Source organism: Thalassoglobus sp. (assembly GCF_048270125.1).
Lineage (GTDB): Bacteria > Planctomycetota > Planctomycetia > Planctomycetales > Planctomycetaceae > Thalassoglobus.
The window spans coordinates 138,533-153,955 of record NZ_JBLWTN010000001.1; the positions used below are offsets into that span (position 1 = coordinate 138,533).

9 protein-coding genes are annotated in these 15,423 nt (G+C 50.6%); 2 read left to right on the plus strand and 7 right to left on the minus strand.

The genetic code is table 11. The annotated features are described in order from the left end of the window. Positions 1 to 23: 23 nt before the first annotated feature. From ACN0YR_RS00465 to ACN0YR_RS00485, 5 genes are all read right to left on the minus strand, one after another. Positions 24 to 410: a BlaI/MecI/CopY family transcriptional regulator gene (locus tag ACN0YR_RS00465; protein ID WP_417847234.1), complete on the minus strand. Its 387-nt coding sequence runs from the start codon at positions 408 to 410 to the stop codon at positions 24 to 26. 120 nt (positions 411 to 530) lie between these two features. Then, entirely contained in the window at positions 531 to 1,175 is a 645-nt protein-coding gene (locus tag ACN0YR_RS00470; RefSeq protein WP_417847235.1) for a YiiX/YebB-like N1pC/P60 family cysteine hydrolase, read from the minus strand. A gap of 108 nt (positions 1,176 to 1,283) precedes the next feature. After that, positions 1,284 to 1,718: a VOC family protein gene (locus ACN0YR_RS00475; RefSeq protein WP_417847236.1), complete on the minus strand. Its 435-nt coding sequence runs from the start codon at positions 1,716 to 1,718 to the stop codon at positions 1,284 to 1,286. Between the two features lie 116 nt (positions 1,719 to 1,834). After that, on the minus strand, positions 1,835 to 5,038 hold the full coding sequence (locus ACN0YR_RS00480) for a hypothetical protein (protein ID WP_417847237.1): 3,204 nt from the start codon (positions 5,036 to 5,038) through the stop codon (positions 1,835 to 1,837). A 402-nt stretch (positions 5,039 to 5,440) separates the two neighbouring features. Beyond that, positions 5,441 to 8,884 (minus strand): pyruvate carboxylase, encoded by a 3,444-nt coding sequence (locus tag ACN0YR_RS00485; RefSeq protein WP_417847238.1) that lies wholly within the window; start codon positions 8,882 to 8,884, stop codon positions 5,441 to 5,443. A 374-nt stretch (positions 8,885 to 9,258) separates the two neighbouring features. On the opposite strand from ACN0YR_RS00485, the gene ACN0YR_RS00490 reads away from it, so the two are divergent. Continuing rightward, complete coding sequence (locus ACN0YR_RS00490) at positions 9,259 to 10,977, plus strand: serine/threonine-protein kinase (RefSeq protein ID WP_417847239.1); 1,719 nt, start codon at positions 9,259 to 9,261, stop codon at positions 10,975 to 10,977. Between the two features lie 221 nt (positions 10,978 to 11,198). Here the strand turns inward: ACN0YR_RS00490 and ACN0YR_RS00495 are convergent, their stop codons facing one another. Beyond that, positions 11,199 to 12,443, minus strand: coding sequence for a hypothetical protein (locus tag ACN0YR_RS00495; protein ID WP_417847240.1), 1,245 nt, complete (start codon positions 12,441 to 12,443; stop codon positions 11,199 to 11,201). Between the two features lie 371 nt (positions 12,444 to 12,814). Between ACN0YR_RS00495 and eno the strand changes: the two genes are divergently transcribed. Next, positions 12,815 to 14,080 carry a phosphopyruvate hydratase gene (gene eno, locus ACN0YR_RS00500; protein ID WP_417847241.1) on the plus strand — a complete coding sequence of 422 codons (1,266 nt, stop codon included), beginning with the start codon at positions 12,815 to 12,817 and terminating at the stop codon, positions 14,078 to 14,080. Positions 14,081 to 14,207: 127 nt separating this feature from the next. On the opposite strand, the gene ACN0YR_RS00505 is transcribed toward eno, so the two are convergent. After that, positions 14,208 to 15,011, minus strand: a complete 804-nt coding sequence (locus ACN0YR_RS00505) for a class I SAM-dependent methyltransferase (RefSeq protein WP_417847242.1) — start codon at positions 15,009 to 15,011, stop codon at positions 14,208 to 14,210. Positions 15,012 to 15,423: the final 412 nt, after the last annotated feature.

The window sequence follows — 15,423 nt, forward strand, 5'->3', positions numbered from 1 at the left end:
GGTGGAATCAAAAGAAAACGAGGTTAACTTTCCTGATGTTCATCAATCGCTTGACGGATTTGATCCAGTTCTTCTTGAGTGAGTTTTCCACTCTCCACAAGGTGAGCCACTAACTGACTCGCAGAGCCTTCGAAGGCACGGCCAACGAGGTCGCTGAGCAATTCGGAGAGCGTTCTGCGTTTTGCAACATTTGCCGTATACAAAAATGCTCGCCCCTGCTGTTTCCGTTTCAGCAGTCCCTTCTCGACCATCACGTTCATCAGACTGGCGACGGAAGTGTATGCACGCTCTTTGCCATCTTTGTTCAAACTTTCCTGAACGTCACGGCTCGAACACTCTCCACAACTCCAGAGAATTTTCAAGACTTCCAACTCCCCCGGAGTGGGATTTACCGAACTCGGTCTGGACATGTCGACTCCCTTTGACAAACGGCTTTATGTCTACGGTTTAAGCCGTAGGTTGATACTACTGTTTAAGCAGTAGATGTCAAGAGGGACTTTGAACGCCCGCGAGAGTGCCCGTCAGAAATGTTATTGTGGAACTAATGGTGATATGGATGAGTGCGTCGATTGATACGTCTTCATAGCATGTGCAAAAACAGGTTCAAGCTGACTGGCCTGAGCCATCTCCCTGGGAGTGATCATTTCTCGATTGAGAGGGACAGGCCCGGCTTCGTAGTACTTGATAGTTTCTTGGTATGGTGACCAGTTCAGGTCGCCCAATTTGACGAGTTGGCCAAGTTGCTGGCCGGTAGCAGTCTTGTAAGCCTTGTAGATTAGCTCGGAACAGTAGATTGCCTCATCATCCATCCTGTACCTCGCGTCGTAAGGTCGGCCAAGAAATGTTTTGACTTGCTTAATGGTCGCTGGGACATCTTTCTGGAACTCTGTTCTGAAACGATACACAGCAAACCCCTGGTTTCGTCCACGAAAAATGAATTCTCTGAGTGGTGACATTTCCACATCCCGAAACGCTTCGTAGACAACCCATTTCCCGTTCTGCTTCGAAATGATCCCACAGTGCGAATAGGGAGAGTCGGAAACCCCTTCGATGGCGTTGACCAAACGAGTACGGGGAAGGGACTGAAAAATGATGTCTCCTTCATGCGGTTCATAAATCCAGTAAGCCCGGTAAGCTGGACCGAAGACCCAGGCGTAAACAATTAAAGCGACCAAACCGCACACGAGAAGAGTGCCGGCGAAGATTTGTCGGTCTTTTCGCGTTCGTTTTTGTCGTGCTGTGAGACTCGCTGAGGAGATCGTTTTCCTCCCATGAGATGTACTTCACGACTTTGCGAAAAGTTGTGAGCGGTCTTGGAATGCCTTGAATTCGAGGGCGTTTCCAGAGGGATCAAGGAAGAACATTGTCGCCTGCTCGCCAACTTGTCCTTCGAAGCGGATGTATGGCTCGATGACGAATTGAATACCTGAATTTCGTAATCTCTCCGCGAGGTTTTTCCAGTCGTCCATGTCTAACACGACGCCAAAATGGGGAACCGGGACGTCGTGACCATCGACTGGATTCAGGTGATTCCGCTCCTCTGCAGCAGCCATGTTGGGGCGTTCATGTGTCACGATTTGATGACCAAATAGATTGAAATCAATCCAGGTCTCGTCGCTGCGACCTTCAGGGAGTCCGAGAGTTTCTCCGTAGAACTTGCGTGCTTCTGCAATATCACGAACGGGAAAAGCCAGGTGGAATGGAGTCAGGTCGGACATTGTTTTCGGTTCTCGCAGAGGTGAAGTCACAAGCAAATTAGAACTGAGCCTGACACCTGAAGTTGCTCTCTCAGATATCGAGAGAAGTTACTCCTTCAGAGATTACTGGGCTGATTCTATTCAAAGAACGTCGATGTTCCCAGACCCTTGCCGGCGTCTGCGCCAAAAATGTATCGAGGTAGTTTTGTGTTCGCCAGCCTTCTGTTTACCCCCTCGAGCATCAGTTCATCAATCGCAGACTGTGCAGACTGACCCGGTTTGAGTCGAACTAAGTACTGGTCCAGATTCCCGACACGGCTGATTGTGCTCCAGACTGTCGTTCCTCCAGATCGATACGAAAATATGATTGAGACTGATTTGCGAGTGACAGTTTCTGAAACGGTCCGGTCACCAATTTTTGAAAGATTTGCCGTTCCTTCTGACTTTAGAGAGAGTTCTGCGGTCAAGGAAATGTTCGCATTCTCGGCAACCTTTGATTCTGCCGCCTCTAATTGCTTTGCAACGAGATCCTTGGCGGTCGACTTGAGTGGTGCCAGCAGTGCGTCATTCCCAATCTGAACATCCAGACTGACTGAATCACCCGGTTTCAAAATCGCCTTTTCGTTTAATCGGTCGCTATCGAGTTTGGATTCGATCCCAGAATTTGGAACTTCAACGGTCCGCACGAGAGCACGGGTATTGGGAACTTGAGCAAAGCAAAGTTGTTCTGTGGTTTGGAAACCGGGCAAGATGATGTTTTTCGTATCGTAACTCCAGACAACCGCTTGCAAGGGACGGCTCAACAATTGAGAGCCGTTGATTAACAGGTAGTCTTTTCCGGTCCAGGCAAGGCTGTTCGGGCGATCCGGAATCGGGATTTCTTCAGCTTCTCCTGTTGCAGTGTTATAAATTCGCACGGTCTTGTTCGCCTTGGTATCAAGCCCGATAGCGAGGGACTCGCCATTGGGATGATATGCAATGGATGCCAGCGCCCCTTCAAGGGGCGAAATCCCTAATCCTTGCCCTGTTCGGCTCTCAAACATTGCCAGATCGCTGGCACCTAAAATGCTTCCTCGAACAATTGCCAGCTGCTTTCCACCGGGGCTGATCGCGAAGTCGCTGACCTCTTTCAGGCTCCAGACTGGTTGCAAGCCCGGCAGGCTCCAAACGACGAACTGGTAGTTCTGACTGAGGGTTGCAACGTGATCGGAATCGATGAACTCAACACGTTTTATTTCACGGTGACCTTTGTCAGCTGCGTCCCGGAATGGTCTCCAACCGACGATGTGGCTGCCATCGTTTTGAAGTGCATAAAGGTCCAGCCTTCCGTTTGTGCGATGCTGCTCGACAACCGCGAATTTTCCATCTGGAGAGATGCTGTGTAATTGGGCTGAGAAAGGGATATTCAGCTTGGCAACCTCATTTCCTGAAGCGTCGAATGCGATCAGCTCCGATGATTCTGCAAGAGGCTGTGGCTTTTCGTACGTGAGCCCGCGGCTCTCGTAAATAGATCGGGTACTTTCGTAACTCGTAATCAGCGGGTCATCAAGATCCTCCTTAATTCCAGCTCGAACAGCGACAACAGGGTTAGCTCCCCGTGCGAGTGCAATATCACGGACTGTTCCCGAAGTTGTGATTTTGATCGACGCAGGAATCGCTGCTGATTGGAGCGGATCAGGAACTGCAGACCACTGTTCGACGGCGATTCCTTCTTGAGCTTTGGTGAGGTCAACAGCGGTTAACGGTGGGAGTTCCGCATCACTGGCAAAGCCGCCTGCTGCAGCGGAGGCTGCCCCGGCGAGCAAGACTTCTTCTGTGAACGTGGTGGCGTCGAGCTGTGGATCGCCTTTGTCTGTTAGCACACTGAGGATCCAGGTTGGCCCCATGATCTTGCGGGAAGGGACAAAGTCGACACCAGCTTGCTTGGGGAAACTGAAAACGAGTTGCTTTGCTTCGGTGTCAACAATTCCCAACGAATGTACCAGCCAGCGACGACCATCTTGAAAAGACTCCAAGGTGCGAGACAGATAAACCGGGTTGAGTTGGTCTTTCAGAATAGGAGAGAGTTCAAAATCAGCTGAAACTTTTCCTGTTGGCAGATCCCAGACAAGCATTCTCGAATACTTCTGTGTTCCACCAGAATAGATGTGAACGCCGTAAATTGCGGAAAACTGAGTCCCATCGCTGGAGAAGCCGAGGGCTTCGAGTTCGTGCACTTTTGTTTTGCCTTGCGGTTCAATCGATCCAACGACTGCCCCATTGTCCAGGTCGTAAATATCGATCCGCTTCTTCAGGAAGTCACCATCGATCGCGACATATTTCCCCCCCGGGCTGAAAGCATGTCCATAACTTGGATTGAAGTTCTCCCCTCCACTGATTTCGTGAACAAGTTTTCCAGAAGGAAGGTCCCAAACCTTAATGCCTTTGTGGACATTTGAAATTGCCACAAGTCGGTGTTTCCAGATTGCCAGTGACAAGATGTTGAACTTGTTCGCCTCCGCGACAGAGAGTGAACCGAGAGATTTTTTCGCTTTAAGATCCATCACTTCTATGGTCTTGGAACCGGAAGTTGCCATCGCCAGGTACGAGCCATCATCAGAAAGTGCTGCGACAGGAGGAGCCCCTTTGGTAGGGACTTCAGCTATCTCTTTGCCCGTTGTCACATCGTAAACGGAGTAGTGATATTTTCCATATGTCCCTGAGTGAACTGCCACGTACGGGCTTGGCGAGACAGGAACGAGAAAAGCAGTTCCTCGAAGTCCGCTCTTATCCAGCTTGATTCTGAGCGGCTTTCCCTGCTCAAATTCAACAGTGTTTTCTCCGGGGTCTGGTGTGACAGACCAATTCGCAGACCGGTTGAGCGTCAGGCCTTCTGCCTCGGCCTGAGCCGTCTCTGTTGCCGAAGGTGGTGTAAATCCTGACGGGCTCTTTGAAGGTGAAGAAGACTCTTTCGCAGGTTGAGTTACGTTTGAAACCGTCTGAGAGCCTGGCTGTTCGTTCTTTCCAGCATTCGCGTTGCCTGTTGGTGTCTTGAGAGGGTTCGGAGCATTCTCTTCCAGAGGTTGGTTCTCGCCAGCTGCGATGTTCGGCTCATCGTTCTTCCCTCCGCCAGAACTGAGGAAAAAGATCGCTCCGCCGCCGACGATTAGAACGAACACGGCTGCTAAGATGCCGATGAGAAGTCCGTTAGACGAGGATTGCTTCTTTCGTTTGCCAGAGCCTTTTCTGCGACGAATCTGGATTCGCTCGCGGCACGTTTTGCAGCGACCCGATTTTCCCGCCATATGGTCGGGGTATCGATTTCTGGCTCCGCATTCCGAACATTCAACAGTTATCGGCATCGTCGACTCCGAGTGTGCAAGACGTCGTAATTCCATGATCGCAGTGTCGCTGACGAATGTCAGTGAACTGCTACCTGAATAATGGCGAGTCTGCGGACTTGATGCAAGTCCGCCATCGGAGTTCGGTGATGCATAGAGCAGCTTGCTCCACCGCCTGCCCGTGTAGAGCCCGTTTTACCAGTTAAATCGCTATTCACCAGGAGGCCGAACGCGAACACCAAATCGAAAAATGCGATCGAAGCGGGTAGCAATTCGTAGTCAGGAAAAGATCAAAATCCTTTTGATCCTTCCTGTTCACTACGGGCTGCAACTACCCACTTCCGACTGCATTGCTTACGGAAAGCAAAATCTGAAAACGACTGACGGGATTGAACAGCAAGTATTCCGTCGATCTCGTAATCGTTATTCGATTTCGAGTAGAAGGTCACCTGTTTCGATTTGGCTGCCTGCTTTGACGAGGATGCGTTTAATTTTCCCTTTTTTCTCGGCAACGAGCGTCGTTTGCATTTTCATCGCTTCGATGACAAGAAGTTTTTGACCTTCGAGAACGGGGTCGTCTTCTTGAACAGCCAAACTGACAACCATCCCCGGCATAGCAGCTCCGAGGTGTCCGGAATTCGAGGGGTCAGCTTTTGCAGCTTTGACGATGTCACCCTCTAAAGATCGATCAGCGACCGCGACCGACCGTGGAATTCCGTTGAGTTCAAAGAAGACATGACGCGTTCCATCGGGATGCGCGTCTGCAACCCCGAGGTACTTAATGATGAGGGTTTTTCCTTGCTCGATCTCGACGGCGACCTCTTCAGCGAGTTCGAGACCGTAGAAGAAGACCGAAGTCGGCAGACAACTGGTGTCGTCATATTCCTTAACATGACTGCTGAACTGCTGGAAAACTTCCGGGTACAACAGCGAACTTACGATTTCCTGGCTCGTCGGTTGCCGCCCTAACGTCTTCTTGAGTTTCTCTGCTTCTCCTTCGAAATCTGCGGGAGCCATTGTTGCACCGGGACGTTCCCGTAGTGGCTCTTCGCCGCGAAGAATTCTTTTCTCGACAACTTCCGGGAAGCCGCCCATCGGTTGCCCCATGCGGCCTCCGATCAAATCGAGAACTGAAGCTGGGAAAGCGAGATCGCGATCCCCTTCAAGAACATCAGCAGGAGTCAGGTCATTGGCGACCATGTACAACGCCATGTCTCCGACTGCTTTCGATGTTGGCGTCACTTTGATGATGTCCCCAAACATGCGGTTGACTTCAGCGTAGATCGAACAGACTTCACGCCAGCGATCTGCCAAGCCCAAAGCACGCGCCTGTTCGAACAGATTTGTGTACTGTCCGCCGGGCATCTGGTGATCATACAGATCTGCGGTCGCAGGCAGCACACTCGCTTCAAACGGAGTGTAAAACTGTCGGGCGACACGCCAGTATTCCGCAATTTGATCGAGAGGACCGGAGTCCAAATTTGTATCGCGTTCATTAAATCGGAGAGATTCGACGAGCGTGTTCAGATTCGGCTGAGCGGTTCCTCCGGACATTGGAGCCATTGCGACGTCAGCAATGTCGAGACCTTCTCGGGCTCCTTCGAGGATCGATGCCGCCTGAGTTCCGCCAGTATCATGCGTGTGGAAGTGGATGGGAATTCCAATTTCCTGCTTGAGAGTCTTCACCAGTTTGGAAGCTGCGTACGGTTTACACAATCCAGCCATATCTTTGATGGCGATGATGTGAGCTCCCATCCGTTCGAGTTCTTTGGCCATATTGACGTAATACTTCATGTCGTATTTCGTCAATTTCGGATTCATGATATCGCCCGAATAACAGATACTGGCTTCGCAGAGGGCGTCGGTCTCCAGGACTGCGTCCATGGCGACTTTCATGTTTTCGAGCGAGTTGAGCGCGTCAAAGACTCGGAAAACGTCGATTCCTGCGGAGGCGGCCTCTTTCACAAACCCTTGAACAACGTTGTCCGGGTAATTGGTGTAGCCAACCGCGTTGGATGCACGCAAAAGCATTTGGAAGAGGATGTTCGGGATACGCTCACGCATTTGCTCGAGTCGTCGCCACGGCGATTCATGAAGGAACCGCATCGCAACATCAAAGGTTGCTCCGCCCCACATTTCGAGTGAGAAAAGATTCGGGCACAGATGGGCATAGGCGTCCGCGATTTGCAATAAATCGTAAGTTCGAAATCGCGTTGCAAACAGCGACTGGTGAGCATCCCGGAAAGTCGTATCAGTGAGCAACAATGGTTTTTGTTCACCGATCCATTTGCAGAAGTCGCGAGCTCCCATTTGCTGGAGCTTTTGACGCATCCCATCGGGAATCGGTTTTCCAATAGGGAACTCCGGAAGCGGTGCAGGGGTCCGCCGTGTTGCGACGGGGCGACCGGTTACCATGGGATTTCCATTGACGATTACATCTGCCATGTAGGACAGAATTTTCGTCGCCCGGTCTCTTCGTTTTGGCATCTTGAAGAGATCGGGAGTCTCGTCAATGAAGCGAGTCGTGCAAGTTCCATCCAGGAAAACTGGATGTTTAATCAGTTGAATTAAAAACGGAATGTTTGTTGTCACGCCACGAACGCGAAACTCTTTCAAGCAGCGTTGCATTCTGGCTGCTGCATCTACGAAGCGTTTGCCGCGTGCGGTCACTTTGACAAGCATTGAATCGTAAAACGGATTGACCACAGCACCTGAGAACGCACTTCCGGCATCCAGCCGAATCCCCATGCCTGCCCCGGAGCGATAGTGGGTCACGTGTCCGTAATCGGGAAGAAAGTTGTTCGCTGGGTTCTCAGTCGTAATTCGACATTGAACGGCAAATCCGCTGGTGCGGATTTCAGCCTGAGATTCCAGCCCGATCTCTGGATCTGAGAGCTTGACACCGGAGGCGACAAGAATCTGCGACTTGACGATATCGGTTCCGGTCACCTCTTCGGTGACAGTATGCTCCACCTGAATCCGTGGGTTCACTTCGATGAAGTAGAAGTCGTTTGTTTCTCGGTCGAGCAAAAACTCGACAGTTCCCGCGTTGGCATAGTTGACCTGTTGACCAATCTTGATTGCTGCATCGCAGATGGCGTCCCGAACAACGGGATCAAGATTCGGTGCGGGTGCGATTTCGCACACTTTTTGATGTCGTCGCTGAACGGAGCAGTCTCGTTCATAGAGATGGACAAGGTTTCCGTGGGTGTCCCCCAGAAGTTGAACTTCGATATGGCTGGCTCTGGCGACGAACCGTTCGATGAATACGTCTGCACAACCAAAGGCTGTGTCAGCTTCACGTTGAGCCTGTTCAAAGGAGTCCCGGAAGTCTTTTGCTTCGCGAACGACTCGCATTCCGCGTCCACCACCTCCCATAGAAGCTTTGAGAATGATCGGATATCCGATCTCTTCTGCAAGTTTTTCTCCCTCCTCGACCTCTGCGATGGCGTTTTCGGTTCCTTGCAGAATAGGAACTCCTGCCTGTTTGGCGATTGCTCGGGCAGAGACTTTGTCGCCTAGTTTTTTGAGCGTATCGACAGTTGGGCCGACGAACGTAATCCCGGCGTCTGCACAGGCTTGTGCAAATTCGGCATTCTCAGAGAGAAACCCGTAGCCCGGATGGATTGCGTCAACTCCATGTTCTTTCGCAAGTGCGATGATCGATGGAATATTGAGATAGGCCCGGATTGGTTCACCTTCACCCCCGATTTTGTAGGCTTCGTCTGCTTTAAATCGGTGAAGCGAGAATCGGTCTTCATGTGTGTAAATCGCAACAGTGCGAATTCCGATTTCATTTGCGGTTCTGAATACGCGAATTGCGATTTCGCTTCGGTTGGCAACAAGCAGTTTCTGAATCGGTCTCATTTCGAGCATTTCCTGTCTATTTCCGGGATGATCGCTTCAAGATCACTCCATCGCTTCCGTTTTCGCCAGTCCGTTTTTAACTGACAGACGCACAGAGTAGTGAGGAACCCATCGATATTTCCAGACACTCCAAGGAGAATCTAGTGGAACAGAGAAGACGCCGAGAATTAAACGGTAAATTTGTTCACACCGGAGAGAATTGATGCGTAGGGCTTCTACAATTTGAGAAAATTTGGCAGGATGTGTGGTCAATATCACATTTCAGCAGTGGAAGTGCTGAATTCGGCTTGAATTCTCAAACTGCTGCCTGACGAATTTCCGCCCGACGTCTATGATGGGATGGAACGACTGATCAGAGGGATACGGCAAGTCATATGGTTGATGCCCAGAATCAAGAGACAATCATTGCAGATTTAGATTCGACGCCTGCAAAAAGCAGAATTTCTTCGCGCTCAGCCTGGAAATGGGCTGCCAACTTTGTGGAAGGTACGGGCCTGGACTTTTCCAATGAAATCAATACGGTTTTAAGCCAGCGGCTCAAAATTTCTTCTCTGATTCTCTTTGTCTCTTTTCTCGCGTTTTACGTGAAGAATTTGATCTTCGGCGGCGCCAATTTCGGTGTGATGGAAACGCCGGTCCGAATTTTTCATTTTTTGGCATTGGCAGTGAACGGCATTGTCGCACTTCGCTTGTGCACAAACTGTTCTCATTTGAATCGGCACCTTCGAATTGTCGAAGTTCTGATTTTTGGTTGTTCCACAATCTTCTTTCTCGTTGTGACATACGGGGTTGTGGTGCTCTCCGCGAGTCGAGGTTTTTTGTATCCGGTAGAAACACCGTGGCTGATTCTGATTTTCATCTATGCCTTGTTTATTCCCAACTCCTGGCAACGTGCTTTCATGGTGACACTCACCATGGGGTTGGCGCCGATTGCTGTGATGGGAGTTTCTTACGTTCTCGTTCCCGAATTTCGTGAGATCATTCACCAGTCACAAAATCGCGGCATCTTAGTGCAATCATCAATGGCAATGATGATGGCAGTGGTCGTCGCGACGTGGGGAGTCTGGACAATTCGGTCGCTACGGGCTGCCGCTTTTGAAGCCAAGAAACTCGGGCAGTACCGACTCAAAAGGCTCCTCGGGCGTGGAGGGATGGGGGAAGTGCATCTCGCTGAGCACACTCTTCTGAAGCGACCCTGTGCGATTAAGCTCATTCGACCTGAAATGGCAGGGAAAGTTGAGACACTCAAACGCTTTGAGCGAGAGGTTCAGGCAACTGCACAGTTGACACACTGGAATACCATCGAGATCTACGATTATGGGATGGCTGAAGATGGAACGTTTTACTATGTCATGGAATACTTGCCCGGCTTGAACATCGATCAGATTGTGGCTGAGCATGGCCCCATGCCAGCGAGTCGGGCGATTCATTTTTTGAAACAGACCTGCGATGCCCTGAGCGAAGCGCATGCGAAGGGGCTCGTCCACAGAGATATTAAGCCTGCGAACATTTTCGCAGCCAAGCGGGGGGGCACTTATGATGTCGGGAAGTTGCTCGACTTCGGGCTTGTTCGTTCCGATGACCGTGATTTCGATGCGAAGCTAACTCAAGAGGGGAGAATCACAGGCTCTCCGTTGTATATGTCTCCCGAGCAAGCAACTGGTGACGATTCAGACGCCCGGAGTGACATCTATTCGCTTGGAGGGGTCGCATATTATCTTCTTACGGGAGAACCACCTTTTCAGGAGACGAAGCCAGTCAAGCTGATTCTTGCCCACGTGCAGACAATCCCACCCAATCCAAGCACAATCTGCGCGGATGTTCCAGCAGACCTGGAAGCGATTGTCATGAAGTGTTTGAGCAAAGACCCCAAGGAGAGGTATCAATCTGTCGACGAACTCCGTGACGCATTGGTCGCAACGGCAGATAACGGCTTATGGAATCGTCAAAAAGCGACAGACTGGTGGCAATCGCATGGCTGTCCGAGACGACAATTCCTGGAAGAATGCATCTTGCATGGCAAAGAGCTTCCTGAGTCCGACTACGCAGAAGCTGGCTTTTCAGAGAGAACAAATGTGATGATCGGTGCTTGAGCGCTGTCGAGTTTGAGACTACATCTGAAAAGAAGAAACGCGAGATCATCCAGCGTGGAGATCAAGCAGGCTCTGTACGCCGAGCGTTTTTCTGAATCGCAACCATTGCGTTTTTTCCGATCAAGCAGAACAAAAAAATGCCCCGACTTGTTTGAGTCGGGGCACTTTTTTCAGGTCGATCACTCTTGGTTCTGACGATCTTGCGAAGGTCAGTGCGGGTTTTACCAGAGAATTTCGAGACCGAGATTACTTCCGTAGGCGATCATCGTACCATCGTTCTGAACTTGATAACGGGTCGTTCCCAGCAGGTCGGTGCTGAGTCCGTCGTTCTGCTCAGCTCCGATCGCGACTCCACTCAGGAACAGTACATCGTATCCCATGATGACATTGATGTAATCAGTCAGGGAGATCGTACTTCGAATTCCGAGGTTGCCTGCGAATGCTGCTCCGGTATCGGAACTTGACAGAGTGCGACGGTAGACAGAGTCGTCGTTTCCAGAACCGACAACAGTTTCCTGAATCGATCCGCTAAGACTGTTTCGATAGATCCCGGCTTTGCCGATTCCCTCAACTGTAATCCACTCGCCGTTGATAATTCGAAGAGCAACAGTTGCCTGAGCACCGTTAAGCTGGTTGTTGGCTTTTCCAAGCATTTGGTATGCAACCAAGTCCGGAGCAATTGCCATCATTGGATCGCCTGTCACGAAGAACGCGTCGTATCCATCTGCGGCACCACCGATGTTCGTCATGCCAGTGCTAATCAAAGCTGCATTGCTGAGTCCGTTGTTTGGATCGTCATTGATGGTTCCATCGTGTGGATTCCCATCATTGGCGTCCAGAGCATCAAAGACACCGCCAACAGTCAAGCCGCTTCGCTCGTCCAGTTGGATGTGTCGGTAACCAACCGAGAATCGGTACCAGTTGACGTTACGTCGCGATCCCAGGTTGATTTCAAACTCACGAAAATTGGAGCGATTCATGGTCGCATAAACGAGATCTTCTTGTCCGAAGATCGGGTCGTTGAACGGACGAAGGCGTTCCCCTTCAGTCAATTCACTGTTGCCCATCATTGGACTTCCGAAAGAAGCAGCTTGATTCAACGCAGTATAATCTGCGAATGAATTGAACACTCCGGGGTCTCCAGGAACTGCAACACCATCCATGCTGATGAAGCCGTTGAAGATTCCCGACGATCCTGATTCCCAAGCGTCAAGCTGCGAAAAACTCGCATCAACATCGAAATCTCCCAGCGAACCGCCCAAGGTCAACCGGTAACCAGATGTGTGGTCGAAATCGCCTTCGGAAAGGCTTTTTGATTCCGGACCAATGATGACATTACGCCCAGAGTCGCTCTCTCGTCCGTAATACAGCCAATCTGATTCGAAAAACACTTGAGCCTGACCGGTTTGGCAAAGCGAGAGCATGGTGACAGTCACCATCCCCGCAAGACACACTCTTTTTAACATCGCAGATCCCCCTGCTTGCTCCGTTGACACATAAATGGCGAATGCCTTTTAGAAATGACTGGCCCACGCCTCTTTCATCGGCAGAACATCGCGTTAAAACAAATGTTTGGGCTCTAGCGATCAACCGTTCGTACGATATTTATGATATGTTCCGGTTAATAAAGATGGGCAAAATGGGGGAGCAGGTCGTTTCGGCTTGTCAGCTCTCGATTGAGAGGAATTCATGAAGATTTCCCCAGTTTGTGGTGATTGCTGCCTCTGTTTGCTAAAACCCCACAGAGAGCTCACAGGATTCCTGTCTCCAAATTCCTGCGAACAGCGGGGATTTCTATAAGTATCGTATCAGAAAAGATTTACAGAGGATGATTCAGATGAGTATGGCAATCTTAGAAGTCCACGGACGGCAGATTCTTGATAGCCGTGGAAACCCGACTGTTGAAGTAGACGTCCTGCTTGAAGATGGAACAGCTGGTCGTGCTGCTGTTCCAAGTGGAGCAAGCACCGGAGCCCACGAAGCTTGCGAGCTTCGCGACGGTGACAAAGGTGTTTATCTCGGAAAAGGTGTGACCAAAGCTGTTGAGAATATCAACGGAGAGTTGGATGAACTGCTTTCTGGACAAGATGCCTTCGATCAGGCAGCCATCGATCAATTGATGATCAAAGCAGATGGAACTCCCAACAAATCTCGTCTGGGCGCCAACGCAATTCTCGCCTGCTCAATGGCGGCAGCTCACGCAGCTGCGAATTCTTGTGGATTGCCACTCTTCCGATACCTCGGCGGAGCAGGAGCTTCTCGTTTGCCAGCACCGATGATGAACATCATCAATGGGGGAGCACACGCCAACAACGGCATCGACCTGCAGGAATTCATGGTTATGCCACTCGGGTTCGAGCGTTTTAGCGACGCACTCCGTTGTGGTACCGAAATTTTCCACAGCCTGAAAAATGTCCTTCAGGACAAAGGGATGAGCACAGCTGTCGGAGATGAAGGGGGTTTTGCTCCCGATCTTCCGAAAAGTGAAACTGCTATCGAAGTCATTTTGACCGCGATTGAAAATGCTGGTTACACACCTGGAGATCAAGTCAAAATCGCCCTCGATTGTGCAGCGTCCGAATTCCACAAAGATGGAGTTTACACAGTTGAAGGTCGAGAACTCGATTCAGCTGGAATGGTTGATCTGTTGGCAGAATGGGTTGATAAATACCCGATCTGCTCAATTGAAGATGGCCTGTTCGAAGACGACTGGGATGGCTGGAAATCTCTCACAGAAAAGCTCAACGGCAAGTGCCAACTTGTCGGTGACGACTTGTTCGTAACGAACAGCGAACGCCTGAAACGCGGAATTGATAACGGAATCGCGAACAGCATTCTTGTCAAAGTGAACCAAATCGGCACATTGACAGAAACGATGCAAGCTGTCGATCTCGCCTACAAAAACGGCTACACAGCTGTCATGAGCCACCGCTCAGGCGAAACCGAAGATACAACGATCGCCGACTTGGCTGTTGCACTCGGAACTGGTCAAATCAAAACCGGTTCTGCGAGCCGAACAGACCGGATCTGCAAGTACAATCAGTTGCTTCGCATCGAAGAAATGCTCGGTTCCAACGCTATCTTTGGTGGAACACTTTCGTAATCGTTCTTCGCTTACTGATATCGCTTAAGACCTCAGGGCTGACAAGATCGGCCCTGAGGTCTTTGTATTTCGAAGGTGAAAAATTCTGCGACCTGAACTCGCCAGGCATCTTCGCTGACCTCGGTGATTATGATTCTGGAGTCCAGATGGTTTGTTGGGAGACATTACTTGTCTCCGCTTGTCGCCTGCGTGCCTTGATTCGGACATACGGAGCTGTGAACATTCCACGATGCCTGAAGTCTCCCGGTTTGGCTTTGGGATCGCCGCGTCGCGGTTCGCTGAGATCTTCAATCACAAACCCTGACCGACAGAGTTCCCCTACGAGTTCTTCCCAACGGTGCAGGTACTCCACAGCTCCTTCCTCGCGATAAGCAGTATCTTGGACTGCCGGAAGTGGATCATTGTGATAATATGAGACTCCGAGAACATATCGGTTACGTTGGTCACGTTCTACGATTTGCAGACTGGTTGGCTGTTTGTGCTGGCTGATGTAAAGGCCCCCCGGACGAAGGAGTCGAGCCACTTCCTCGTAGACGGTTTTTAGCCTCGGGATGTAACAACTGCTCACCGGATGATGCACAATATCGAAGCAGGAGTCGCCAAATTCAGAGAGGTCGTCCATCGATGCCTGTACCGCTTTGACGGAGACGTTCCGGATCTCTGCCTGCTGCACATCACGCTTGAGCATTTCCGGTGAGAGATCAACTACAGTCACGTTTGCACCTGCAACGGCATACAGAATCGACTGCCAGCCACCACCCGAAGCGAGGCAGAGGACGTCCATCCCTTTGACCGAGCCTGGAAGCCATCCCCGGCGATCCAGTGCCAGCAACGGATGAGCACATTCTTCATCGGAAGCAACATTTGCGAACTGGCTGTTCTCTCTCGCAAGGCGGTCCCAGGTCCGTTCATTCGCATTAAGGTGAGACATGTTTTGTCCATTTCTTGGTTAGAACCATTCCGGGAACTTGTGAAATGGTCAGTTTCCTCGGTCTTTGAGAGAGAAACTTCAGGTTTCAGGATCTGTTCACAATATTGGCGAGTGACCATATGAGTCTCAGACAATACAGAGCTTTCAAAGGATTGTCACTCCTCCCATTTTCTTCACGGGGCATTAGACGAGTTCGCAAAATTCCCCACTTATCAACGATTTCGGAGAATGTCCAACGATCCAGAAGCTCGAGCCATGTCGGGCGTTGAGGTTCCGTGAGGGCGTGTTATTATCCCCTCGCACAGTCGCTAAAATGAGCTTGAGCAAATCCAGTACTGGTCTTTCCGTTCCGCCTCGTGGCGAGCAGTCTATGAAGTCATAACATTGATTTTCAGAGGCATGGCGAGTCTTA